This window comes from Advenella sp. FME57 (genome assembly GCF_014897675.1).
Classification (GTDB): domain Bacteria; phylum Pseudomonadota; class Gammaproteobacteria; order Burkholderiales; family Burkholderiaceae_B; genus Advenella.
Map to the genome: position 1 here is coordinate 631,776 of NZ_JABUXU010000001.1, position 23,295 is coordinate 655,070.

Genomic DNA, 23,295 nt, shown 5'->3' on the forward strand with positions numbered 1-23,295 from the left:
GGTTATCTTCTCATTTGCCTTTATCGATACCGGGCATCAGCTTCGCGGCGCGCAGCGATCTCGGATTCATACTTGTCCCCTACGGCGAGCAGCATATCCTTGGTGAAGTACAGGTCGCCCCGCTTCTCACCGTGGTACTCGTGGATATGTGTTTCGACGATAGAATCGACCGGGCAGCTTTCTTCGCAAAAGCCGCAGAAAATGCACTTGGTCAGATCAACGTCATAGCGCGTGGTGCGACGGGTACCGTCATCACGTTCTTCCGACTCAATGGTGATCGCCAGGGCCGGACACACCGCTTCGCACAACTTACAGGCAATGCAACGCTCTTCCCCATTGGGATAGCGGCGCAGCGCATGCAAGCCACGGAAACGTGGCGAAGCCGGCGTCTTCTCGTGAGGGTACTGCAACGTAATCTTGCGTTTGAAGAAGTACTTGCCCGTCAGACTCATGCCTTTCAGCAATTCAGTCAATAACAGGCTGCCAAAAAAATCCTTAATTGCACTCATGTCTCTGTCAGCCTATTTCCAGATATTAAAGGGCGTCTGCATCCAGATCGCAACCACCAGCAGCCAGACCCCTGTGAGCGGAATGAATACCTTCCAGCCCAGACGCATGATTTGGTCATAACGGTAGCGGGGGAAGGAAGCGCGGAACCAGATAAACAACGACACTACGAAAAACGCTTTCAAGCCCAGCCACAACCAGCCTGGGACCCAGGTAAAGGGTACGATATCCAGCGGCGCAGACCAGCCGCCCAGAAACATCACCGCAGCGATGGCAGACAGCAGAATCATGTTGGCGTATTCAGCCAGAAAGAACAGCGCGAAACCCATGCCGGAATATTCCACCATGTGACCGGCCACGATCTCGGACTCGCCTTCGACCACATCGAACGGATGCCGATTGGTTTCCGCTACCGCAGAAATGACATAAATGACGAACAACGGAAACAGTGGCAGCCAGTTCCACGACATAAAGTTCACGCCATGCGAAGCAAACCAGCCTCGCAACTGCCCTTCGACAATGCCATTCATGTTCAACGTGCCGGATACCAGCAAAACCGTTACCAGCACAAAGCCCATGGCCAGTTCATAGGACACCATCTGCGCCGAGGCGCGCATGGCTCCAAGAAACGCGTACTTGGAATTGGATGCCCAGCCAGCGATGATTACGCCATAGACGCCAACGGATGTGATCGCCATGACATAAAGCAGGCCCGCATTGATATTGGCCAGCACCACTTCCGGACCGAAAGGGACCACCGCCCAAGCTGCCAGCGCGGGAATAAGAATAAGTACCGGTGCGATGAAATACAGCACCTTGTTCGCCTCTGCTGGCACGATGACCTCTTTGGTCAGCAGCTTGAGCACATCGGCAAACGGTTGCAACATACCACCAGGGCCCACGCGATTGGGACCACGACGCACGTGCATATAGCCAATCATGCGACGTTCCCACAAGGTCAGGAATGCCACGCAAAGAATGATGGGCAGTGCAATGACCACGATCATGATCAGCGTCCAGATTACAAGCCACGCCACCGGGCCGACCAGATCTGTTCCCCAGACATTCACTGCCTTGACGCCGTCGGTAAACCAGGACCAGATATCCATCACAGTTTCTCCACGATTACGTTACCGAAAGCACTGCCAAGTGCGGCAGTTTGTGCAAAGCCCTGGGCAATGCGAACTGTATTGTCTGCCAGGTGGTCATCCTGCTTTACCTGGATCCGGATATCGTTTCCGTTACTGCCGCGAACCCGGACGGTGTCGCCGCTTTGTACGCCAAGGCGGGCAAGCATTGTCGCATTCAGGCTGGCTACCGGTGCTGCGCTGGCTGGCGCCAGTTGCAACGCCTCGGCACGACGCACAATGGCGTCGGTGCGATAGATCGGCAGATCGGCAACACGCTGCAGGGCGCCGTCGGCAACCGGTGCTGCTGCCGATTCAGTGGCAGTCGCTGTAACCCGGTTGGATAATTTTGCGGTAAATCCATTGAGCAGCACGCTGTCACGGACAGACTCTGATGTCTCGTCGTCGAAGTCAGCCAGCTTCAGAATGTTGCCCAGTACCCTCAGTACTTTCCAGGCCGGACGACTATGCCCCAGACCGGCAACGACCCCCTTGAAGCTTTGCGCACGCCCTTCAGCGTTCACAAAAGTCCCGGAGGTTTCGGTAAATGGCGCAACCGGCAGCATGATGCGTGCCCAATTTTCAGCGGCAGATTTATATGAGGTCAGTGCAATGGAGAACGCACCGGCCAGCATTTTTTCTGCCTTATCGCCATCATCCATGTCCAGTGCGGGCTCGGCGTGCAGAACCAGATAAGCCTTAAGCGGGTTCTGCATCATCTTGACCACATTCATTCCGTCTTCGGTAGCCACAGCGCCGGCAAGATAGCCCCCTACCGTGTTGGCGCCCGATGTCAGAAAGCCCAGTGTGCCATTGGTCTGCTGGGCGATGGCCTGTGCCTGGACAGCCAGTTGCGAGGCTTGTGGTGAAGCCACAGCCATATTGCCCAGGAACACGGCGCACTTGCTGCCGCCAGCCAGAATGCCCGCGATGTCGGCAGCGGTCAAATCCTGACGGCCAGACGGTTGTGCAGCCTGCTGCGTACCCGGATCTACGGCATGACCCGCACCCGCCACCTGGGCTACAAAATTGAGCAACTGATCCGGCGCGACGGTAATCCGTTTTGCAGTCGGGATCAGCGGATCCTCGCCTGTCGTGTCGATAATAACGATCTGGGTGCCGTGTTTGGCAGCCTGACGCAAGCGCTGTGCAAACAGCGGATGGTCCTTGCGCAGCACCGAACCGATCACCAGCACGCGATCGAGTGTGTTCAGTTCGGCAATGGGCATGCCCAGCCAGGGGAAACCTTGCAGTGAATGCTCAAAGCCAGCATCGGTCTGGCGCAGACGAAAATCGATATGCTGTGAACCCAGGCCACGCGTCAGGCGAGCCAGCAACGCCAGTTCCTCGACCGTGGAGTACTCTGTGGCAAGTGCGCCGATCTGGCCATCGCCGTGCGTTTGATTGATCCGCTCCAGAACCTGGGCAGCAGCCGTCAGCGCTTCACTCCAGGAAGCCTCGCGCCATACGCCATCATCACCCTTGATCATAGGCGTTTGCAGACGGTCTTCAACGTTAAGGCCTTCGTAGGACCAGCGATCCTTGTCGCTGATCCAGCATTCATTGATATCTTCGTTTTCGAACGGCACCACGCGCATCACGCGATCACCCTTGACCTGCACCACCAGATTGGCGCCCACACTGTCGTGTGCGCTGATCGAGCGGCGACGCGCCAGCTCCCAGGTACGTGCGGTATAGCGAAACGGCTTGGAGGTAAGCGCACCGACCGGACACAGATCAATCATATTGCCGGACAATTCGGATTCGATTGCATTGCCGACAAAGGTCTGGATTTCCGCATGTTCGCCGCGATTGAGCATGCCCAATTCCATGACGCCAGCCACTTCCTGGCCGAACCGGACACACCGGGTACAGTGAATACAACGGGTCATCTCTTCGGCGGACACCAGCGGACCAACATCCTTGTGAAAGACCACCCGTTTTTCTTCACGGTAGCGTGATTCGTCACTGCCGTAGCCCACGGCCAGATCCTGCAGCTGACATTCGCCGCCCTGGTCACAGATTGGGCAATCGAGCGGATGGTTGATCAGCAGAAATTCCATGACGCTTTTCTGCGCAGCAACCGCCTTGGCCGAGCAGGTGTGTACTATCATGCCCTGCGTAACAGGGGTTGCACATGCCGGCAGCGCCTTGGGCGCTTTTTCGACTTCTACCAGACACATACGACAGTTGGCCGCAATGGACAGCTTCTTGTGATAACAGAAATGCGGAACGTACAGGCCCAGTTCGCTGGCGGCATGCATAACCATGCTGCCTTCGGGCACTGATACGGGTTTTCCGTCTATGGTAAGTTCAACCATGCTTTGACCTACAGATATTGAGGAACCACACATTGCTTATGCTCAATGTGGTATGCGAATTCATCGCGATAATGCTTCAAAAACCCGCGGACCGGCATTGCCGCCGCGTCGCCCAGCGCACAGATGGTGCGGCCCATGATATTGCCTGCAATGGTATCGAGCAGGTCCAGATCTTCCTGGCGACCCTGCCCGTGTTCAATGCGGTTGACCATGCGATAGAGCCAGCCGGTTCCTTCCCGGCAAGGCGTACACTGCCCGCAGCTTTCTTCAAAATAAAAATACGACAGGCGCAACAATGACTTGACCATGCAGCGGGTTTCGTCCATGACGATGACCGCGCCGGAACCCAGCATCGAGCCGGCCTTGGCGATGGCATCGTAGTCCATGGTGGTGTTCATCATGATGTCGGCTGGCAGTACGGGCGCACTGGAGCCGCCCGGAATGACCGCCTTTAGCTTGCGTCCATCACGCATGCCACCGGCCAGCTCCAGTAATTTGGAAAAAGGCGTGCCCAGCGGAATCTCGTAGTTACCTGGACGTTCAACGTCGCCGGTAATGGAAAACAGTTTGGTTCCGCCGTTATTGGGCAGGCCGATGTCCAGGTATTGCTGGCCACTGTTGCGGATGATCCAGGGAACCGCCGCAAAGGTTTCGGTATTGTTGATGGTCGTAGGCTTGCCGTACAGGCCAAAGCTGGCCGGAAATGGCGGCTTGAAGCGCGGTTGCCCTTTCTTGCCTTCAAGGGACTCGAGCAATGCCGTTTCCTCACCGCAAATATACGCACCGTAACCATGGTGGGCATGCAGTTGGAAAGAAAATTCGGAACCCAGGATCTTGTCGCCGAGAAAGCCCGCAGCACGTGCTTCTTCGAGCGCTTGCTCAAAACGTTCGTACACCTCGAAGATTTCACCGTGGATGTAGTTGTAGCCCACCGTGATACCCATGGCATAAGCGGCAATAGCCATGCCCTCGATGACGATATGCGGATTGGAACGCAGGATATCGCGATCCTTGAACGTTCCCGGTTCGCCTTCGTCGGAATTGCAGACCAGATATTTCTGTCCAGGGAAATTGCGGGGCATGAAGCTCCACTTCAGACCCGTCGGAAATCCGGCACCGCCGCGACCACGCAACCCCGAGGCCTTGACTTCGGCAATGACCTCTTCCTGGGTCATGCCGGTCGTCAGGATCTTGCGCAATGCTTCGTAGCCGCCACGCTTGACATAATCTTCAAGACGCCAGTTCTCGCCATTGAGATCGGCCATAATCTGCGGCTGAATATGACGCCCGTGCAACGCCATGGAAGCGTTCAGGTCACCGGCAGGATTGGCATTGAGCCCCTGCGAATATTTGCTCAGAATCACACTCATGCGGCATCTCCCTGTTGGGCAAGCTCGGCCAGCATGGCATCGATTTTTTCGGTCGACATACGCACACACATATGGTGGTTGTTCACAATAAGAACGGGCGAATCGCCGCAAGCGCCCATGCACTCGCCTTCCTGCAGGGTGAACAGGCCGTCGCTTGTGGTTTCACCCAGCTCGATACCCAGTTTCTGCTTCAGATAGTCGGCGGTTTTCTCTCCGTCACGCAAGGCACAGGGCAGATTGGTGCAGACACTGATCTTGAACCGGCCCACGGGCTTGGTGTTGAACATGTTGTAAAAGGTGGCAACCTCCTGGACCGCGATCGGCTCGACGCCGATATAGCGTGCCACATCGGCAATGATTTCTGCCGATACCCAGCCTTTTTCCACCTGCGCGATGCGCAGGGCCGACATAATGGCGGACTGACGCTGGTCGGCCGGATATTTGGCCAGCTCTTTGTCTATCCTTGTATACGCCTGTTGAGAAAGCAACATTTTTTAATCCAGTAATCCGCTGTGATCAGCGGTCAATTTCACCAAACACGATATCCTGAGTGCCGATAATCGTGACAGCATCGGCCAGCATATGGCCGCGGGACATTTCGTCCAGTGATTGCAGGTGTACAAAGCCCGGTGGACGGATCTTCAGGCGATACGGTTTGTTCGCGCCGTCTGACACCAGGTAAATACCGAACTCTCCTTTCGGATGTTCGACTGCAGAATACACTTCACCTGCAGGTACCGGAAAACCTTCGGTAAACAGTTTGAAGTGGTGGATCAGCTCTTCCATATTGGACTTCATGCTGGTCCGCTTCGGCGGGGTAATTTTGTGGTTATCATTGATAACCGGACCGGGATTGTTGCGCAGCCAGTGCACGCATTGCGAAATAATGCGGTTACTTTCCCGCATCTCGGCAATCCGCACCAGATAACGGTCATAGCAGTCGCCATTGGTTCCTATCGGAATGTCAAATTCCAGGCGATCATACACTTCATAGGGCTGCATGCGACGCAGGTCCCAGCTTATGCCAGAGCCGCGCAGCATCGGACCGGTAAAGCCCAAGGCCATGGCGCGATCGGGATCAACCACCCCGATGCCGACCAGACGCTGTTTCCAGATACGATTATCGGTGAGCAGTGTTTCATACTCATCGACGCATTTGGGAAACCTCTCGGTAAATGCTTCAATGAAATCGAGCAGCGAGCCGTCACGGTTCTCATTGAACTGCTTGATTTCGCGCTTGCTGCGATATTTTGAATCCATCTTGTGCTGCGGCATGCTATCGGGCAGATCGCGATACACGCCACCAGGGCGATAGTAGGCAGCATGCATGCGTGCACCCGAGACGGCCTCGTAGCAATCCATGAGATCTTCACGTTCACGGAAGGCATAAAGCATGGCGGCCATGGCGCCCACGTCGAGCCCGTGCGTACCGACACTCATGAGGTGGTTCAGCAGGCGGGTGATTTCATCGAACATGACGCGGATGTATTGGGCGCGCAACGGCACTTCAATACCCAGCAGTTTTTCGATGGCCATGACGTAGGCATGCTCGTTGCACATCATGGAAACGTAATCGAGACGATCCATGTAAGGCAGAGCCTGCAGATAGGTTTTATGTTCGGCCAGTTTTTCGGTGGCACGATGCAGCAGACCGATATGGGGGTCGGCGCGCTGGATGACCTCGCCGCTCAACTCCAGGATAAGACGCAGCACGCCGTGCGCAGCTGGGTGCTGGGGACCGAAGTTAAGCGTGTAGTTCTTGATTTCTGCCATATTAACGTCCTACTCCGTAGCCTTCCTCGCGGATCACGCGTGGGGTAATTTCGCGCGGCTCGATGGTTACGGGCTGATAAATCACGCGCTGGGAAGCTTCGTCGTAACGCATTTCCACATAACCGGACAGTGGAAAATCCTTGCGGAACGGGTGCCCAATAAAGCCATAGTCAGTCAGGATACGACGCAGATCGGGGTGACCTTCAAAGACAATACCGTAAAGGTCGAATGCTTCACGCTCAAACCAGTTGACCGCGGGCCACACATCGATCAGCGAAGCCACTACCGGAAAATCATCGTTCGGCACCCAGGTGCGGACCCGCAGGCGCCAGTTATGCGTCAGTGACAGCAGTTGCACGGCAACCGCGAAGCGGGATGGAAACGTGCGCGTAGCATGCGCGCCGGGTTGGCCATAGGTCAGATAATCCACCCCGCACAAGTCGATACAGGACTCAAAGCGGAAAGCGGCGTCATCACGTAGAAACCGACAGGTCTCTATCCATTTTTCGGCTGGAATTTCCAGGTTAAGCTCGCCATAGGCGCTGGTCAGGACGAACGACTCTTTGTCGCCGAACTGTGCGCGCAGGGCTTGTTCCAAGGTTTCTAAACGGGTCATAACATTGACGCTTTTACAATAAGAGGTGCGGCCGTCGGCCGGTTACGCTTCGCGTACGATGGTATTGGTACGACGAATCTTGTTCTGCAACTGCAGCAGGCCGTATACCAGGGCCTCTGCAGTGGGCGGACAGCCCGGCACGTAAATATCGACCGGGACGATGCGATCACAGCCGCGCACAACGGAATACGAATAATGGTAATACCCACCACCGTTGGCACAGGAGCCCATGGAGACCACCCAGCGAGGTTCCGCCATCTGGTCATAAACCTTGCGCAGCGGCGGCGCCATTTTGTTGCACAGTGTACCGGCAACAATCATCACGTCGGACTGTCGGGGGCTGGGTCGAAAAATAATACCAAACTGGTCAAGGTCATAGCGGGACGCGCCTGCATGCATCATCTCGACCGCACAACAAGCCAGACCGAAGGTGACTGGCCACATGGAGCCGGTTTTCACCCAGTTAAGCACGGCATCGGTCGACGTAACCAGAAAGCCCTGCTTGTTCAAAACGTTTTGTTCAGAAGACATAGTGACATACACTCCAGGGACAGGTTAATCCCAGTCCAGTGCACCCTTTTTCCATTCATAAATAAACCCGACAGTAAGCACTGTCAGGAACACGATGACCGTCCAGAATCCGACCAGACCGACCTGCCCGTTGGCAATGGCCCAGGGGAACAGGAAAGCGATTTCCAGGTCAAACAGAATAAACAGGATAGCCACCAGATAATAGCGGACATCAAAACGCATACGCGCGTCTTCGAAAGCTTCGAAACCACACTCGTAAGGGGAATCTTTTTCGGCACCGGGCTGACGCGGTCCTAGGAACGATCCCATTGCCAGTAATGCGACACCAATGATGCCTGCAACCAGAATAAAAAGGAGGACCGGGAAGTATTCAGCGATAGACATAATACGCCGCCACAAAGGTTGAATATGAAAATTTATAAACTTTTAGATTGTATCATTTCACAAACATCCGCGTGCAGATTCATCTGGTAATAAACAGATAATTGGGCACTTTGGGGCACCTTGATACAACATTTTTCAGGGCAACTGAATCACAGCTTAACAGATTGATCTTTCAACCAAAATTGCTGGCACCAAGATCAAAAAAACCCCAGATACAATGATGCCAGACCGACCTCGGACATCAGATCACTCTCACGCCTCTCACCCCTGCGCCCGCCCGCTTGCTACTCGCGCGGCAAATCATGCAAAACCACTGAGTCGAGCCGCAACCCTCCCAAAACATAACGTTCCCTCGGCGCCCCCCCCCTCAGTGTAACCCCCACCTTCGATCTCTCCACAATCAGGCGCAACGCAAGCCACGCATGCGCCTCGCCTTGCCAATCACGACAGCTAATCAAATGCCGGCGGGACCCCAGTGCCAATATGGCTAGAAGACAGGGAACACAAGAACGGATAGCAAAAAACCAGAAAAGACTCGCCATGACAATGCTTGCGCACAGCGCAATAGCACAGACAGACGGGAGCGTAAACCGGGCCGCGCAATAGACAACAACAGTCCACCCGCTGACCACGCTTACAGCCGGCCCAAAAAAAACCACCCCGAAGGGTGGTTTTTTTATGCTCTATGAAAACATCGCTAAGCGATGCATTTCATTAGAAGCGGTGTTGCATACCTACACCAACCAGAGTTGATTTCAGTTTAACGTTTTCAGCGTTGTCAAACTTCAGTTTGCCAGTACCGTAAGATGCGATTGCATACAGGCTGGTACGTTTAGACAGGTTGTGTACATAACCCAGGCTGAAGATGTGCAGTTTGCCTTTCACACCGTCAAATGCTTCGCCAGTGTTTTTGGAAGTGTTGCCTTGGTAAGAGAACAGTGCTTTACCATCATCACCAACTGGAGCAGTCAGACCAGCCATCCAAGACTGTTGACGGTAGCCGTTAGTTTGTGTGTAGTCCAACATGTCGTTAGCACGCATACCGGAAGTGAAACCAGCCAAGGCGCCATTCAGACCAACACTAGTTGCTCCAGCATTTTGAACTTCATCGTTAGCCACAGAACCACGGATCTGACCGTAGCCCAGGTGCAGTTTAACAACTTCGAAGTCGTAGGCGCCAAACAGGTTCCACATGTGTGTAGTACCTTTGAAGTCACCCGCTGTACCGCGTACGTCTGTACGGAAGCGGTCATAAGAAGCGGCTACAGAGATCGGGCCGTTGTAGTATGCCAGACCAGCAGTGATCCAGTTAGAAGTATCGCGTTCTTCTTCCTCGATACCGAAGCCGTTATCGGATTCAGTTTTTGTGTTTTTACCAGCATAACCGATCGCAGCTTTGAAACCTGCGAAATCAGGCGTCATGTACTTGATGGAATTATCCATACGGGCAGATGGTGAAGAACCGAAAGCGCCGTCAACAATACCAGCTTGGAAGAAGCTTGTACCGAATGGATCAATTGGAGAGATGAAATCATCAGCAACGTTGTACTGACGACCCAGAGTCAATGTACCCCAGCTGTCACCAGTCAGACCAACGATTGCTTTACGGCCGAACAGACGACCACCTTGTGAAGAGTGACCGTTACCCAGATCAAAGCCGCTTTCCAGTTGGAAAATGGCGCTAGTACCGTTACCCAGATCTTCAGTACCTTTCAGGCCCCAACGGTTGCCGTTTTTAACGCCGTTAATCAGACCGATATCGCGTGTTTTTGTGAAAGCATCACCCCGAGTGACTTTGGTTTGTTGGTAACCAACACCAGCGTCAACCAGACCATAAAGCGTTACAGAAGTTTCTGCGTGAGCTACACCAGCGAAGCCGGTAACCAGAGCTGCAGCAAGCAAAGTCTTTTTCATTTGTTAAATCTCCGTAGATTTTGAGTGATCAGAGCAGCGATCAAGACGTTATGTTCTACCGCTCTATAAAACTCCGCGAAGGGAAGTTGTAGTTATTGCACCAAATTTTGGCCCGTCTGGCTACCTTGATCTGCATCAAGAACCGTTTTTTTTGCTTTTTTGTAGGTTGCATGCAACAAAACCACAAATTAAACGGCAAACAACGACTGGAAAATCAAAAGAAAGTCTCGTTTAAGCTAGAAATTACTTTAACTTGGCTAATCTCAAGGAAATCAGGTACCTACAGCCTTGCTGAGTTTCTACCAGGTGACAATTAAGCGATCGCGTAGCGAAAACTCCACAGTCATACTCAGGTTAACAGATCCACCAGACAATGCGTTGCAAATTTAATACATTTTGTTGTATTTTTGCCAATCCAAGCCTTTCTACGCACTATCGCAGCCATTTCCCGCTCAGGTCCGCACCCTTTCCGCGCCATCGCACAACGATTACGCCACGACCGAGCCACGGCAGGCGGGAACTCCGGCGCGAACAACGCGGCTCACATAATAGTATAGTAGGCAGCTCATATCCAACACTCCAACACCCCGCCGCTTCCCGCGACCTCGCTCAGCCCCCTTGTTCGATCTCGGCACCCACAGCCCCTGCCTCTTTTACCCCAACAGATGGACGCGCAAAAAAACACGCCAAAAAGAAAAACCTCCCATTTTTCGGGAGGTTTCGCCTGCAGAATCAATAACGCGCCAGCATAACGCCAAGCACGCGCACTTTAATGCATCAATCCACCAGCTTGACAGCACCTTTCATCATGGCGCCATGCCCAGGGAATGAGCAGAAGAACATATCATCACCAGTCAGCTTATCGACCGGCACTTTGATCGAGTCGGATTCGCCACCGCCAATTAGCTTGGTATGTGCGATGACGCGTTCGTCGCCCTCTTTTACATAATCTTTATCGGCGCCCGCAGCGATACCGTCAGTTTCCACGCCTTGCATGTCAGCAGACTTGGTGATCACAATATTGTGTCCCATCGCCGCTTTCGGCAATTTACCAGTATGCTTCAGATTGATCGTAAACTCCTTGCACGATTTACTGACAGCAATTTCCTTGGTGTTAAATTGCATGGCGTCATTGGCCTCAACGTCAATTGAGCACTCAGCAGCCATAACGGGCAGTGAAGCAGCAGACAATGCCATTGCGGCCAACACGTGTTTCAGTTTTAACTTAAAAGCCATTATGTACTCCTTGGGGTTAGTGAAATAGACTAAGACTTATAACTATACCATTTTCACTCATAACGCTGCATCGATATCAATAGCGGAATTGATTCACCTCAACACCAACACACCACAGCAATAATCAATAACAGACTCCGCCCGCGCCAGCGCACATCCTGCCTGCCAAGCGCCAACGGCCTGCATTGAAGCACAAGCATCACCCGAACGCAGAGCGGGCGTTGGCTTTGCAATCGGCGAGACCAAATGGCAACAAAACAGGCCACAAAACATCAAGACCGCAAAGCATTAGGAGCTCATGCGAGCGCTGAGGCCGCGACCCCATCCATTTACCAAAAGCCAGATAAACAAAAAGCCCCTGCTCTATGGGAGCAAGGGCTTGATGACTACGGAATACAGATTAGATTTAACAGTTGGTGCTCACGGCGAGACTCGAACTCGCACAGCTCTCGCCACTACCCCCTCAAGATAGCGTGTCTACCAATTCCACCACGTGAGCATCTGCAAAGACAGAAGATTATAACACTATTTGATCAGAAACGCTTACTGTTTTGTTTCAATATTTGCGTCTTGCTGTGATTCTGCGGCAGCAGGCGTTGTATTTTCGGCCGGTGGCGAGCTCTCGGCCGCGGGAGCCGCTGGTGTTGCGCCGGATTGCTCCGGAGTCGCTGACGAGGCAGGCGCCGCTGGCGCTTCAGAAGCAGACGGAGCCGCTGGCGTTTCAGCAGGCGCTGGGGCAGCAGGCAGATCAGCTTGCGGCTGAGCGGCTGGCGCTTGCGTATTGGGGGCCGGCGCCGGCGTTTCATAGCCCTGCATCACACCGCCGCCTGTCGCGGGACCCGCACTACGGCCAGCATTGCTACCAATATAGGCAAGACCCAGCGTGCAGGCGAAAAACAGGATGGATACCCATTTTGTCGCACGCGAAAAAAAGTTTGCCGCACCGGTAGCACCAAAAAGACTCCCGGCAGAACCGCCACCAAAAGATGAACCCATATCAGCGCCCTTGCCTTGCTGCAACAGCACCAGGGCAATAACCGTCAGCGCAGACAAGACCTGCACGACAGCCAGTAAAGGGTATATAAACGATGGCATTTAAGTATTACTCCAAAAAAATTCCGTATAAGGAATATAGCCACGCCGCTAGGCGTTGGCAATTCCCTGAAAATCTGTTGCGACCAGCGAGGCACCGCCAACCAGCGCGCCATCAATATCTTCTTTGGCAAACAGGCTTGCTGCATTTGCCGCCTTGACGCTGCCGCCATACAAAACGCGCTGCTCGGGCGCACCCGCTTGAGCCAGCAAGCTGCGAATGTGCGCATGCACTTCCTGAGCCTGCTCTGGTGAGGCAGTCAGCCCTGTACCGATAGCCCATACCGGCTCGTACGCCAGCACCATCTTCCGGACCGCACCTGCACCCAGCGCAAGCACTGGCTCCAGCTGGCTGCTGATCACCTGCAGCGTATTGCCCGCCTCGCGCTCGGCCTGCGTTTCACCAACACATACCACAGGCGTAATACCGCCGGCAATTGCAGCAGCGGCCTTGCGCGCAACAACATCGCTGCTTTCGCCATGATAGGCGCGGCGCTCGGAATGACCCACAATTGCCCAGGCGCAACCGAACTCGGCAAGCATGCCAACCGACACTTCACCGGTATATGCTCCCTTGGCATGCTCACTGGCGTCCTGACCACCCCAGCCAATGACACTATCTTTAAGGATATCCGCCACTTGTTGCAGGTAAGGAAAAGGCGCACATACGGCGAGCTCCGCTGCCTCATTGACCGCAGCGGCATTCTGCAATTTGACCAGATCCGAAAGCAGTTGCTGGTTTTCAGCCTTGCTGCCATTCATTTTCCAGTTTCCGATGACCAGACGCCGACGCACACTCATATTTTCCTCGGTAAAAAGGGATTTTAACAAAACCAGAGATTATAACCTTTTCATTTCTAAAAGGAAACTTAAAACGTCAGGACGATTTTCCCGATGTTCTCGCCTTTTTCCATCATGGCATGGGCATCACCGGCCTGCGCCAGCGCAAATGTGGCATGAATAACGGGCCTGATTTTGCCTGCAGCCAGCAAGGGCCACACCTTTTGCAGCAGCGCCTGAGCGATTTGCGTTTTGAACTCGACACTGCGCGGTCGCAGGGTTGAGCCGGTAATGGTCAAGCGTCGTCGCATCACCTGCGCCGTATCGATGGTTGCCTTGCTTCCACCCAGCTGGGCGATAATCACGATCCGCCCGTCATCGGCCAGGCACTGGATATTGCGATTGATATATTCGCCAGAAACCATATCCAGCACCACATCCACGCCCTTGCCATCAGTCAGCTTTTTGATTTCCTCGACAAAATCCTGGGTCTTGTAATTGATCGCCTTGCTGGCTCCCAGCGCCTCGACAGCAGCCGCGCGCTCATCGCTTCCTACCGTTACAAAAACCTGGTGCCCCAGCGCCCGCGCAATTTGAATGGCTGTGGTTCCGATACCACTGGCGCCGCCATGGACCAGCAATGTGTCCTCGCCGGATAACGCGCCACGGTCGAACACATTGCTCCAGACGGTAAAAAAAGTCTCTGGTAGTGCCGCAGCTTCCACGTCACTGAAACCTTCAGGGATAGGCAGACAATTGCCCGCAGGCGCGACGCAGTACTCGGCGTATCCGCCCCCGGGCGTCAATGCACACACTCGGTCGCCAATTTTCAGGGAGGTACCCGTGAGGTCGCCCTCTACGATTTCACCGGCAACTTCCAGCCCCGGCAGATCCGAAGCCCCGGGCGGCGGCGGGTAGGCGCCTTTGCGCTGAAATACGTCGGGTCGGTTTATGCCGGCAGCCGTCACGCGAATCAGGACATCGCCCTGCTTTAATACGGGCTTTTCACGCTCCACCAGCTTTAATACTTCGGGGCCGCCTGGGGTGGAAATTTCAACTGCCTTCATCTGTCTTCTCCTGCAAAAATAATGGAGGTCATGCGCACGAATGCCATGCCTGACTGTCAATCAGGAGATTTTAACGTCGAAACCTGCGCCTGCCTTCACGATAAGGTCAATTGGGGAAATAAACGAGCCCCAGCATGCCTTATGTATGTCGTACTCATGTTTTATGCGCGCCCCGCAGCAACCCCGATTCATATGCCGCGCCTCATGCCTCCCCTCTACATAGACCTCCCCTCTACATAGACCTCCCCTCTACATAGACCCCCCCTCTACATAGGCTGACATACAACTGAATATCGTGATAATCTTGACGCTTTAACATGCCCGCACCGACAGGCCCTGCTTGCCGGGGCAACCCATGAAGATCCATGCCTGTCGCGCTACAGCACCACACCACACATATTGTGATGCAACGCGTTGATGACTAAATTGCCGGACCTAACGCTTTTTCGGCCAGCAGTTGACTGTCTCGATTGCGCTCGAGCCGAGGCGTGCGCTGTTTTTTTCACCAGCGCGCCCTGACCCGCATGGATTAATCAATTGCGGTCGGCCCGTGACAATTGCAAAGGTGCGGCGTAACAGGCAATAAAGATGGACCTGTGCCGGAAAGTTTGCAGATGCACATCTGCACTAGCCCGCCCGGATGTCCAACAAAACTTATGAAAACAACGCCGGAGAAATTGACCGCATTTGATGGACGCAACAAACTGATTGTTGCCGATCTGGAAATCGACCTGCACAGCAGCCGAGTGACACGCTCCGGCGTGCAAATCACGCTATCGGTAACCCAGTTTCGTATCTTGCTCTATCTGGCGGCCCACCCGGGGACCGTTATATCCAAATCGGCGCTGAATGCCGTTCTGGACAAACAGCCACCGTGCTCGAACTCCAATGCCATTGATGTGCACATCGCACGCTTGCGCCGCAGAATCGATCAGGATTTTTTCCCGAATCTGATCCATACCGAACGGAAAAAAGGATATTTTCTGTCGGAAGCAATTCAGAAAAAAAGACACGCGTTCGGAACAGAAAAGCACACTCCCGGAACAGACAACGCTTTATATCCCATACCGCATTGACAGAAGCAGCCAGCACGCGCACCCACCAGAACCCGGCGCTAGACATAACACTCCCTCGAAACCCGCGCGCCCATAGATCCCTGCGCACCGGCCGGCTGCCAAAAACACCGGCGTGCAGGCGTTAAGAGACCAGCACGCTCGCCTGCCTGAACCTTGCGTTCGCCAAAACGCTCAATCACGACGAGCTCACAGCGCCTATCGCATGATCAGCACAGGCACCGGACTGGTTCTCAACAGCGTAGTCGTCAGACTTCCAACAATAAGCTCGCGAATCCGCGAGTGTCCATAAGCGCCCATTGCCAGCAAATCGATATCATTGGACAATATATAATCCACGATCACTGCCTCGGGCTCGCCGTCCAGCACGGACACAATCGGCTCAAACTGCATCGCGGTCAACGCCGACCGCGCCCAATCCATATGTTGCGCGGCCTGCTTCGAATCCTCGCCAACATATAGCACATGGCACTGCAGATCTGCCAGCAGCGCACTACCGGCCAGGCGCTCTACCATTTTACGCGCCGTATCACTCCCATCGAACGCTACCAGGAAACGCTCTGGTACACGAAACGACTCTGAAACAACCAACACCGGCAAATCCACCGACCGGACGATCTTCTCTACGTTGTGATCAAAATAGCTGCGATGCGCTCCTTTGGCCTGCTCGTGCTGCCCCAGGATAATCATTCTGGCCTCGCCCTGCAGATCCAGCAGGCTTGGCGTCAATGCGCCGTGTCGTTGGCGCGTTTCAACGGCACTCAAGCCTGCGGCCACTGCCCGCTTTCTGACCATCTCCAGAATATTTTTTCCATGCAACTGGGCCAGTTTGCTGCGCTGCTCATCAAGCTCGCTCAATTGGCTCAGCAGCATGTCATGGGCGTCAAAACCAATGCTCCCGCTCAAATCGACGATTGATGCCTTTTCCGGATGTCTGTCCAACACATGCAAAAAATCAATGGGGATATTCAAATGCTGCGATGCCCAAATTGCATAATCACACACGGCAAGCGTATGCCTGGCGCCATCGATGCACGCAATAATTTTTTTCATTTATGTCTCCCTTTCTAATGGTTCAGCAGATTGCCAGCCCCGTCCGGCTTGTCATGAACAGCAAAGCGATCCACCAGCGTGGTGCTGGCCTGGTCCAGTCCTTCAATGTTGACTACCGTTCCTTCACGCCGGAACTTGAGTATGACCGTGTCCAGCGCACCAATTGCAGTAATATCCCAGAACCTTGCGGAACGCAAGTCAATGGTAACCTCGTCAATCACTTCCCTGAAGTCAAATCTGGAAATGAACGCCTGCGCCGACGCAAAGAAAATCTGCCCTGTCACATGATAGGTTCTGGACGCTTCACTGCCGGTTTTAAATGATGTAACGCTAAGCACCTGCCCCACCTTGTGGGCAAAGAATATCCCGCTTAGCAGCACGCCCACCAGCACGCCTTTTGCCAGATCGTGCGTGGCCACCACCACCACGACAGTGGCGATCATGACTATGCTCGAGCTTTTGGGATGGCGGGTCAAATCGCGCAACGAAGACCACTTGAAAGTCCCGATAGACACCATGATCATCACCGCCACCAACGCTGCCATTGGAATCTGTTTGACCCATGGCCCCAGAAAGACGATCAGAATCAACAATACGCCGCCCGCAGTCAAGGTGGACAGGCGTCCGCGACCGCCGGATTTTACATTGATGACAGATTGACCGATCATTGCGCACCCGGCCATACCCCCAAGAAAACCAGAGGCAATATTTGCCACGCCCTGCCCCACACACTCCCGGTTTTTATCACTCGGCGTATCGGTCAGGCCATCGACGATTGCTGCCGTCATCAACGACTCCAACAACCCCACGATGGCCAATGGCGCAGAGTAAGGCAGAATAATCTTCAATGTCTCCCAATTGAGCGGCACGTCCGGCAGCAAAAAGACAGGAAGACTATCGGGCAGCTCCCCCATGTGGCCCACCGTTCTGATATCCAGCCCCAGCACCATTGAAATGGCGGTCAGCACCAGGATGCACACCAGCGGCGACGGTATCGTTCTGGTGATATACGGAAACAGGTAAATAATTAGCAGACCTGCCGCAACCATGGCATAAACAACCCATGTCACGTTCATCAATTCAGGCAACTGAGCCATGAATATTAGTATGGCCAGCGCATTGACAAAGCCGGTCACAACAGAGCTGGAGACAAAGCGCATCAATACACCCAGGCGCAGCACGCCTGCCAGGATCTGCAGCACGCCGGTCAGCAAGGTCGCCGCCAGTAAATATTGCAGGCCATGCTCCTTGACCAGGGTCACCATCAGCAACGCCATGGCGCCGGTTGCTGCGGAAATCATGCCAGGCCGGCCGCCGGCAAAAGCGATGACCACCGCAATACAGAAAGAGGCATAAAGACCCACTTTAGGATCTACGCCCGCAATGATCGAAAACGCAATGGCTTCGGGAATGAGTGCAAGTGCGACAACGAGGCCCGCCAGCAAATCGCCCCTGATATTGGAAAACCAATCCTGTTTGATAGTATTTTTTGTAAACATAATTTTAAAAATTTAAACGACTCCCCCTGATGCTCATCAGCCGCGGACAGCCCACGCGCAAATACGTAGGCACGTCGGTTGCAATCGCCCGCAGGCGATGAGGTTTTGTGTGAAGCGGCGGGAAGCCGGGATATTGAATACGGAAAAAGACGACAGCAAAAAGCCGCATGTTGCAATGCTGCCTCAGCTATACAGTAGAGCGAGCAGAAGATCTGCTGTTGGAAGAACCAATTACATGGGTCTGATTATTAGAAGAATAATAAAAAGCGATTACGCAGGGATCCCCGCATTTCGGGAATCGCCCACATTTGGGTTGCGGCAAGTTTAGCATACCCGCGACCCAGACGTCGGATCAGTCAGCAGACGCCCGTCAATGAGCAACCTCGCCTTTGGCGCAGCGCTGGCGCGCGCTACCGACTCTCTTCCTGAACCGTGAGAACCGGCGCTCTTTTTCGCCTGGCCAGCGCCAGCGCGATGACCGCCAGCACCAGAGGAATAAAGGACACCCACAACACCGTATTCCATCCATAAGCACTCAACAGTCCGCCCGATGAAAAAGACCCGGCGGCCATTAGGCCAAAAACAATGAAATCATTGAGTGACTGCACGCGGGTTTTCTCTTCGGGCCGATGACATTCAAGCACTAACGCAGAAGCGCCGAGAAATCCGAAATTCCAGCCCACCCCGAGCAGGATCAGCGTACCCCAGAAGTGGGCCACATCAAGCCCGCCCAGCCCCACGACCGCCGACAGAGCTGTGAGTAACAAACCCACCGCAGCCACACGACCGGCACCAAAGCGAGAAATCAGATTGCCCGTAAAGAAACTGGGCGCGTACATCGCAATCACGTGCCACTGCAAGCCTAGATTGGCGGACTCCTGTGAATGACCGCTGATATGCATGGCCAGCGGCGCGGACGTCATCAGAAAATTCATCAACATATAAGCGACCGCGCCACTGATGGCCGCTGCGATGAATCGCGGTTGCGATGCAATGACAGAAAGCGGCCTCCCTCCGGCCTGCTCGGTTACCGTAGGCGCCGGCAGACGCACGCCCAGCAACAGCACCGCCGACAGCGCGGCCACTACAGCCTGCACCAGGAAAGTCGCGGCAAACTTATACGGGCCCCACATATCCATGGTCCAGGTCACCAATTGCGGACCGATGACCCCAGCCACAACCCCACCAGCCATGACAAGGGACAGGGCCCGCGCACGTCGGGCCTTTTCCACCCCGTCTGCCGCGGCAAAACGAAACGTCAACACCACCGCGGCATAGCCGCCACCAAAGAAGGTGGCCAGACAAAACAGCCAGAACCAACTCTGGATCACAGCAACCATAGCCAGCAGGCCAGTCAAGACACCAGCACCGGTCCCCACCAGAAAGGCAGCTCGCCGACCATGACGCTGGGCAATTTTGCCCACCGGCAGAATACATGCAGCCATGCCCACCACAAAGATGGAAATGGGCAACGTCGCCAGCATCGGCGTCGGAGCCAGATTCTCACCCACAATGGCCCCGGTGGCATAAACCACGACAGAGTTAGCGCCCGCCAGCGCCTGCGCTGTGGACAAACGCCAGATATTCCCTCGCTGAACGTGTTCAGGGAGTATCAAGGAAGAATCATCGATGGTGGCGTTGTTCTGTTTCATGTCAATCGTATTCGGTTGTGAAATTGGATAATTGGACCAGATCCTTACCTTACTGCGAAACGCCAAGGCATCACCAAAATGACCCGACTAACAGCGCTGGTTATTATTTCTGGTTATTAACGTATTATTCTAAGTCATTAACGGCATCTTGACCCGTTACCCAGTTAGCGAGGGGAAAATCGACTTGGCACAGATATCCACTGAGGCAATCCAACTGCTCGCATTTAAAGATCGATTGGCCAGTAAAACCATAGCCGCTCAAACGCAAGACAATAAAAAACCCCGTAACTCAATGAATTAACGGGGTTTTTTTACTATGCCCAGCTTGAGCATATGAATTTTGGCGGAAGCTGTGAGATTCGAACTCACGGAAGGTTTAACCCTTCGCCGGTTTTCAAGACCGGTGCATTCAACCGCTCTGCCAAGCTTCCTGTTGATGCGAGACCCATCTCTGGTGCACTCGGCCGGAATCGAACCGGCACGGGCGCAATGCCCGAGAGATTTTAAGTCTCTTGTGTCTACCTATTTCACCACGAGTGCGTGAACTGGAGAAACGAGAATATAGCACATCTGATTTACCAACGTCTACACACTCACCGGAAAAATCTCACAAACCAGTTAGTGCAACACTTATTCGTGACATCAATGCGACACCTACACCCCACTCGCCACGCTTTGGAGCACAGGCCTCAGTAACGTCATCGCGCCACTTTATAACACTTATAACACCCTACTCTGGTTAATCGATGTATTCATCGTATTCATTTACAGCCATAACACGTCCCCACACGGCCGCTTTCCACAACAAGCAACGGTAAAATGCGCTGCCTATATGCTGTCGGCTGAAGCAAGCGTCCCGGCAAAAACGCGCCAGCGGTGACAGATCTGCGTTAAATAGCTCCCCAGTGGGATCCCCATATTTGGTGGCCTGCAGGCATTTCGATCAATGACAAGTCGCCCTTGCTTATTGTCAACAGCTTACATAAACACAACATCCTTTGTAACAGACTGCGATTCTTACCTTGTATCTGTCGTATTTCAGAAACACATTGGACACACAATAAGAACGATAATCAGCGTAACGGTATCTCGTTTACATGTGGGTAAATGGGATATATGCTTTTGTATAGCAATAGAAACAAGAATTTCAAATCAGGAGGTCGATATGAGAAAAATATTGGTCATATTTTTGGTAGCACTGGGTGCCCTAAGCGGCTGCGCCGGCTACGCTGGCGACGGTTACGGGCGTTATTCTGACCGTTATGACGGGTACGGCGGGGGCTCCAGTTACTATGGAAGCGGCTATCGCAGTGGTTATCGCAGTGGCTACCGAAATGTAGATTACAGGCGCAGCGACCGTCGCGATTGGGAGCGTCGCCAGGAAGCACGCCGTGACGCGGCACGCCATCGCGACAGAAACGATTGGCGCGACCGTCGGGATCATGATCGTAGCAACTGGAATAACCGGCGAGACCACGACAGACCAAGCCGGTCTTCATACCGCCAGACTCAGCGCGGCATGGAAGGCGCCAGCCGCAGACTGGAGCAAATGCGCAACAAACAGCAGCGCTAAGTGTTGAATGTGTAGATTTTTAGGCACACCTACTTGTCATTAAATCGAGATCTATGTTAATATCCTTTTCTTCGCTGATTTAGTGAACACGTCGGGGCATAGCGCAGCCTGGTAGCGCATCTGGTTTGGGACCAGAGGGTCGTAAGTTCGAATCTTACTGTCCCGACCACAAAAAATATAGTGAAATCAAATACTTAAGTCGTTTAAAGAGCTCAATTCTTTAAGCGGCTTTTTTATTGCTGCGTGACTTTTGCGTGACTTTTCCTACGGCCCTGATCTGAGCCTGACGGATCATCGCATGCAAGTTGAGCGTTTCCTCCTCATGCCCGGGTCGGGCGATACCTTCAAGCGCATCATATATTTCACGCAACTGAGCGATCGCATAATGCGAGTTCATGGACTTGTTGCTGTGCCATAAAATCACATCCTGCGTGCGCTCCCCTACGCCAGTGAGTCGAAGCCGCATGCCAACGGTATGCCGTAGATCATGGACATGCAGATCCTCCACACCCGCACGCTTCACACCTTTCTGCCAAGCCGTATTGTTGATAAAGTTCACTGGCTGATGCTTCAGATCCACTTTATCTTCACCTTTGCGTGGTCGCCAATAGGTAAAAACAGCTTCCGAATGCAGGCCCCGCTGTGATTCGACAATGGATTGTGCGACTGAATTACATACAACGATACGCTCAGATTTTCGCCCTTTGACATTAACTCGAGGTATAACAAAGACGGAAACAGGCAAATTTGGGTGCAGATTGATTTTGAGCTCCCAATCCCAACGCAGTGAACAAACAACGTCTTCTCTGAGACCCGTATTCAGGTCAAACAAGACCATATTTCGAAGATGCTCCGGAAGTTGCTGTAATAGTTTTTCTTGCTCATTCCACGTAATTGGCCTGGGAGGCCTTTTATCATCCTCATCCAGCAAAGTAATTTTTGGCGCTTTTTCTAGCCAAGTAAGTCCATTTTCGAACCTCCACTCGTCAGCCGCCAAATTGCATATCGTCCTTACTAGCCCAAGCGTATAGTTGATCGTTTTCTTTTTCAGTCTCTGCTTAAGGCGAAAATCGATAAACGGTTTGACCGTTTCATTATTTATTTCATCTAAGGTTAAAGAGCCAATTACTGCAATCGCTGGCTTGAGCATGGAAATGTCATTCTTCAGGGAAGGAGAATCTATCTTTCCCTTCTCTTTCACATATCTGGCTGCTGCCTGGTCTAAAGTAACAGGTATGCGCTGCTCAGTATCGAGTCGACTTATACCGATTTTTGCTTCCATAAGCCATTGCTCGGCCTCTTGGTATAGTGAGAAGCCGCGTTTAAAAAGGCGCTGCCCTCGGTATTTGGCGTCAACTCGGTAACTTCCGTCTTTTTCAGTGCGGATACCCGTTTGTTTCGTTCGTGCCATGTATTTTCTCCTTGCGGGATATCTACAGCACGATTACCGTCAACGGTAAGTGTATAACGTTCCCACGCCTCATCAAGGTCGTTTCTTTGGAAGACCAATGAAATTCCCGCTCGTACCACTTTATTTTTAAGTTGCGGCATCATATGAAGATCGAAAAACTTAGCTTTGACACCCAAATAGTCCATCGCCTCGGCTTTGTTGAAGCCTCGTTTCATTCGGTACATGCATAACTCCTTTTCATGGAGCACTGCGAGCATTAAGCTAAAAAGCCAAATACTCGCGTGCCCCAAGCTCCGTTTCCATGCAATACAAATAT

Annotated in this window: 21 protein-coding genes and 4 tRNA genes; 3 read left to right on the forward strand and 22 right to left on the reverse strand. The window is 53.3% G+C overall.

Annotation, left to right across the window (positions count from 1 at the left end; genetic code table 11):
• Positions 1–20: 20 nt before the first annotated feature.
• The 15 genes from nuoI to INT32_RS02910 form a co-directional block, all read right to left on the reverse strand.
• Complete coding sequence (nuoI, locus tag INT32_RS02840; protein ID WP_193087184.1) at positions 21–509, reverse strand: NADH-quinone oxidoreductase subunit NuoI; 489 nt, start codon at positions 507–509, stop codon at positions 21–23.
• Positions 510–521: 12 nt separating this feature from the next.
• Positions 522–1,616: an NADH-quinone oxidoreductase subunit NuoH gene (gene nuoH / locus INT32_RS02845; RefSeq protein ID WP_193087185.1), complete on the reverse strand. Its 1,095-nt coding sequence runs from the start codon at positions 1,614–1,616 to the stop codon at positions 522–524.
• On the reverse strand, positions 1,616–3,955 hold the full coding sequence (nuoG, locus tag INT32_RS02850; protein WP_193087186.1) for an NADH-quinone oxidoreductase subunit NuoG: 2,340 nt from the start codon (positions 3,953–3,955) through the stop codon (positions 1,616–1,618). Before nuoG ends, nuoH begins: the two co-directional genes overlap by 1 nt.
• 8 nt (positions 3,956–3,963) lie before the next feature.
• Positions 3,964–5,325, reverse strand: a complete 1,362-nt coding sequence (gene nuoF / locus INT32_RS02855) for an NADH-quinone oxidoreductase subunit NuoF (RefSeq protein WP_193087187.1) — start codon at positions 5,323–5,325, stop codon at positions 3,964–3,966.
• Complete coding sequence (gene nuoE / locus INT32_RS02860; protein ID WP_014750296.1) at positions 5,322–5,816, reverse strand: NADH-quinone oxidoreductase subunit NuoE; 495 nt, start codon at positions 5,814–5,816, stop codon at positions 5,322–5,324. The genes nuoF and nuoE overlap by 4 nt, the downstream gene beginning before the upstream one ends.
• 25 nt (positions 5,817–5,841) lie before the next feature.
• On the reverse strand, positions 5,842–7,098 hold the full coding sequence (locus tag INT32_RS02865) for an NADH-quinone oxidoreductase subunit D (RefSeq protein WP_193087188.1): 1,257 nt from the start codon (positions 7,096–7,098) through the stop codon (positions 5,842–5,844).
• Between the two features lies 1 nt (position 7,099).
• Positions 7,100–7,714 carry an NADH-quinone oxidoreductase subunit C gene (locus INT32_RS02870; protein ID WP_193087189.1) on the reverse strand — a complete coding sequence of 205 codons (615 nt, stop codon included), beginning with the start codon at positions 7,712–7,714 and terminating at the stop codon, positions 7,100–7,102.
• Positions 7,715–7,756: 42 nt separating this feature from the next.
• Positions 7,757–8,245 carry an NADH-quinone oxidoreductase subunit B family protein gene (locus INT32_RS02875; RefSeq protein WP_193087190.1) on the reverse strand — a complete coding sequence of 163 codons (489 nt, stop codon included), beginning with the start codon at positions 8,243–8,245 and terminating at the stop codon, positions 7,757–7,759.
• A gap of 24 nt (positions 8,246–8,269) precedes the next feature.
• Positions 8,270–8,629: an NADH-quinone oxidoreductase subunit A gene (locus INT32_RS02880; protein WP_193087191.1), complete on the reverse strand. Its 360-nt coding sequence runs from the start codon at positions 8,627–8,629 to the stop codon at positions 8,270–8,272.
• Positions 8,630–9,343: 714 nt separating this feature from the next.
• On the reverse strand, positions 9,344–10,543 hold the full coding sequence (locus INT32_RS02885; protein ID WP_193087192.1) for a porin: 1,200 nt from the start codon (positions 10,541–10,543) through the stop codon (positions 9,344–9,346).
• Between the two features lie 777 nt (positions 10,544–11,320).
• Positions 11,321–11,779 carry an azurin gene (gene azu, locus INT32_RS02890; protein WP_193087193.1) on the reverse strand — a complete coding sequence of 153 codons (459 nt, stop codon included), beginning with the start codon at positions 11,777–11,779 and terminating at the stop codon, positions 11,321–11,323.
• Positions 11,780–12,193: 414 nt separating this feature from the next.
• A tRNA-Leu gene (locus tag INT32_RS02895) sits at positions 12,194–12,278 on the reverse strand.
• Positions 12,279–12,322: 44 nt separating this feature from the next.
• A complete protein-coding gene (gene secG, locus INT32_RS02900) occupies positions 12,323–12,874 on the reverse strand; it encodes a preprotein translocase subunit SecG (protein WP_193087194.1) in 552 nt (183 codons plus the stop codon).
• 48 nt (positions 12,875–12,922) lie between these two features.
• On the reverse strand, positions 12,923–13,672 hold the full coding sequence (gene tpiA / locus INT32_RS02905) for a triose-phosphate isomerase (RefSeq protein WP_193087195.1): 750 nt from the start codon (positions 13,670–13,672) through the stop codon (positions 12,923–12,925).
• 68 nt (positions 13,673–13,740) lie between these two features.
• Complete coding sequence (locus tag INT32_RS02910; RefSeq protein ID WP_193087196.1) at positions 13,741–14,718, reverse strand: NAD(P)H-quinone oxidoreductase; 978 nt, start codon at positions 14,716–14,718, stop codon at positions 13,741–13,743.
• Positions 14,719–15,374: 656 nt separating this feature from the next.
• Between INT32_RS02910 and INT32_RS02915 the strand changes: the two genes are divergently transcribed.
• Positions 15,375–15,794, forward strand: a complete 420-nt coding sequence (locus INT32_RS02915) for a winged helix-turn-helix domain-containing protein (RefSeq protein ID WP_193087197.1) — start codon at positions 15,375–15,377, stop codon at positions 15,792–15,794.
• Positions 15,795–15,989: 195 nt separating this feature from the next.
• Here the strand turns inward: INT32_RS02915 and INT32_RS02920 are convergent, their stop codons facing one another.
• From INT32_RS02920 to INT32_RS02940, 5 genes are all read right to left on the reverse strand, one after another.
• The gene (locus INT32_RS02920) at positions 15,990–16,844 is read right to left on the reverse strand and encodes a universal stress protein (protein ID WP_193087198.1); all 855 of its coding nucleotides are present in this window, start codon (positions 16,842–16,844) and stop codon (positions 15,990–15,992) included.
• A gap of 14 nt (positions 16,845–16,858) precedes the next feature.
• A complete protein-coding gene (locus INT32_RS02925) occupies positions 16,859–18,343 on the reverse strand; it encodes a SulP family inorganic anion transporter (protein ID WP_193087199.1) in 1,485 nt (494 codons plus the stop codon).
• Positions 18,344–18,753: 410 nt separating this feature from the next.
• Entirely contained in the window at positions 18,754–19,995 is a 1,242-nt protein-coding gene (locus INT32_RS02930) for an MFS transporter (protein ID WP_193087200.1), read from the reverse strand.
• A 341-nt stretch (positions 19,996–20,336) separates the two neighbouring features.
• Positions 20,337–20,426, reverse strand: a tRNA-Ser gene (locus INT32_RS02935).
• A gap of 21 nt (positions 20,427–20,447) precedes the next feature.
• A tRNA-Leu gene (locus INT32_RS02940) sits at positions 20,448–20,535 on the reverse strand.
• Positions 20,536–21,160: 625 nt separating this feature from the next.
• On the opposite strand from INT32_RS02940, the gene INT32_RS02945 reads away from it, so the two are divergent.
• A complete protein-coding gene (locus INT32_RS02945) occupies positions 21,161–21,568 on the forward strand; it encodes a hypothetical protein (RefSeq protein ID WP_193087201.1) in 408 nt (135 codons plus the stop codon).
• A gap of 92 nt (positions 21,569–21,660) precedes the next feature.
• Positions 21,661–21,737: transfer RNA gene (locus INT32_RS02950), tRNA-Pro, on the forward strand.
• 51 nt (positions 21,738–21,788) lie between these two features.
• Here the strand turns inward: INT32_RS02950 and INT32_RS02955 are convergent.
• Positions 21,789–22,850, reverse strand: a complete 1,062-nt coding sequence (locus tag INT32_RS02955) for a tyrosine-type recombinase/integrase (RefSeq protein WP_193087202.1) — start codon at positions 22,848–22,850, stop codon at positions 21,789–21,791.
• The gene (locus INT32_RS02960; RefSeq protein ID WP_193087203.1) at positions 22,829–23,203 is read right to left on the reverse strand and encodes a hypothetical protein; all 375 of its coding nucleotides are present in this window, start codon (positions 23,201–23,203) and stop codon (positions 22,829–22,831) included. The genes INT32_RS02955 and INT32_RS02960 overlap by 22 nt, the downstream gene beginning before the upstream one ends.
• Positions 23,204–23,295 lie beyond the last annotated feature (92 nt).

Excerpts from the sequence above, each read along its gene's own strand:
- INT32_RS02955 (WP_193087202.1), bottom strand. The coding sequence starts at position 22,850 with ATGGAAGCAAAAATCGGTATAAGTCGACTCGATACTGAGCAGCGCATA.
- INT32_RS02925 (WP_193087199.1), bottom strand. The coding sequence starts at position 18,343 with ATGTTTACAAAAAATACTATCAAACAGGATTGGTTTTCCAATATCAGG.
- INT32_RS02920 (WP_193087198.1), bottom strand. The coding sequence starts at position 16,844 with ATGAAAAAAATTATTGCGTGCATCGATGGCGCCAGGCATACGCTTGCC.
- INT32_RS02880 (WP_193087191.1), bottom strand. The coding sequence starts at position 8,629 with ATGTCTATCGCTGAATACTTCCCGGTCCTCCTTTTTATTCTGGTTGCA.
- INT32_RS02870 (WP_193087189.1), bottom strand. The coding sequence starts at position 7,714 with ATGACCCGTTTAGAAACCTTGGAACAAGCCCTGCGCGCACAGTTCGGC.
- INT32_RS02885 (WP_193087192.1), bottom strand. The coding sequence starts at position 10,543 with ATGAAAAAGACTTTGCTTGCTGCAGCTCTGGTTACCGGCTTCGCTGGT.
- INT32_RS02915 (WP_193087197.1), top strand. The coding sequence starts at position 15,375 with ATGAAAACAACGCCGGAGAAATTGACCGCATTTGATGGACGCAACAAA.
- INT32_RS02945 (WP_193087201.1), top strand. The coding sequence starts at position 21,161 with ATGAGAAAAATATTGGTCATATTTTTGGTAGCACTGGGTGCCCTAAGC.
- nuoE (WP_014750296.1), bottom strand. The coding sequence starts at position 5,816 with ATGTTGCTTTCTCAACAGGCGTATACAAGGATAGACAAAGAGCTGGCC.
- nuoF (WP_193087187.1), bottom strand. The coding sequence starts at position 5,325 with ATGAGTGTGATTCTGAGCAAATATTCGCAGGGGCTCAATGCCAATCCT.
- INT32_RS02875 (WP_193087190.1), bottom strand. The coding sequence starts at position 8,245 with ATGTCTTCTGAACAAAACGTTTTGAACAAGCAGGGCTTTCTGGTTACG.
- nuoI (WP_193087184.1), bottom strand. The coding sequence starts at position 509 with ATGAGTGCAATTAAGGATTTTTTTGGCAGCCTGTTATTGACTGAATTG.
- nuoH (WP_193087185.1), bottom strand. The coding sequence starts at position 1,616 with ATGGATATCTGGTCCTGGTTTACCGACGGCGTCAAGGCAGTGAATGTC.
- INT32_RS02865 (WP_193087188.1), bottom strand. The coding sequence starts at position 7,098 with ATGGCAGAAATCAAGAACTACACGCTTAACTTCGGTCCCCAGCACCCA.
- INT32_RS02960 (WP_193087203.1), bottom strand. The coding sequence starts at position 23,203 with ATGTACCGAATGAAACGAGGCTTCAACAAAGCCGAGGCGATGGACTAT.
- INT32_RS02930 (WP_193087200.1), bottom strand. The coding sequence starts at position 19,995 with ATGAAACAGAACAACGCCACCATCGATGATTCTTCCTTGATACTCCCT.
- secG (WP_193087194.1), bottom strand. The coding sequence starts at position 12,874 with ATGCCATCGTTTATATACCCTTTACTGGCTGTCGTGCAGGTCTTGTCT.
- azu (WP_193087193.1), bottom strand. The coding sequence starts at position 11,779 with ATGGCTTTTAAGTTAAAACTGAAACACGTGTTGGCCGCAATGGCATTG.
- nuoG (WP_193087186.1), bottom strand. The coding sequence starts at position 3,955 with ATGGTTGAACTTACCATAGACGGAAAACCCGTATCAGTGCCCGAAGGC.
- tpiA (WP_193087195.1), bottom strand. The coding sequence starts at position 13,672 with ATGAGTGTGCGTCGGCGTCTGGTCATCGGAAACTGGAAAATGAATGGC.
- INT32_RS02910 (WP_193087196.1), bottom strand. The coding sequence starts at position 14,718 with ATGAAGGCAGTTGAAATTTCCACCCCAGGCGGCCCCGAAGTATTAAAG.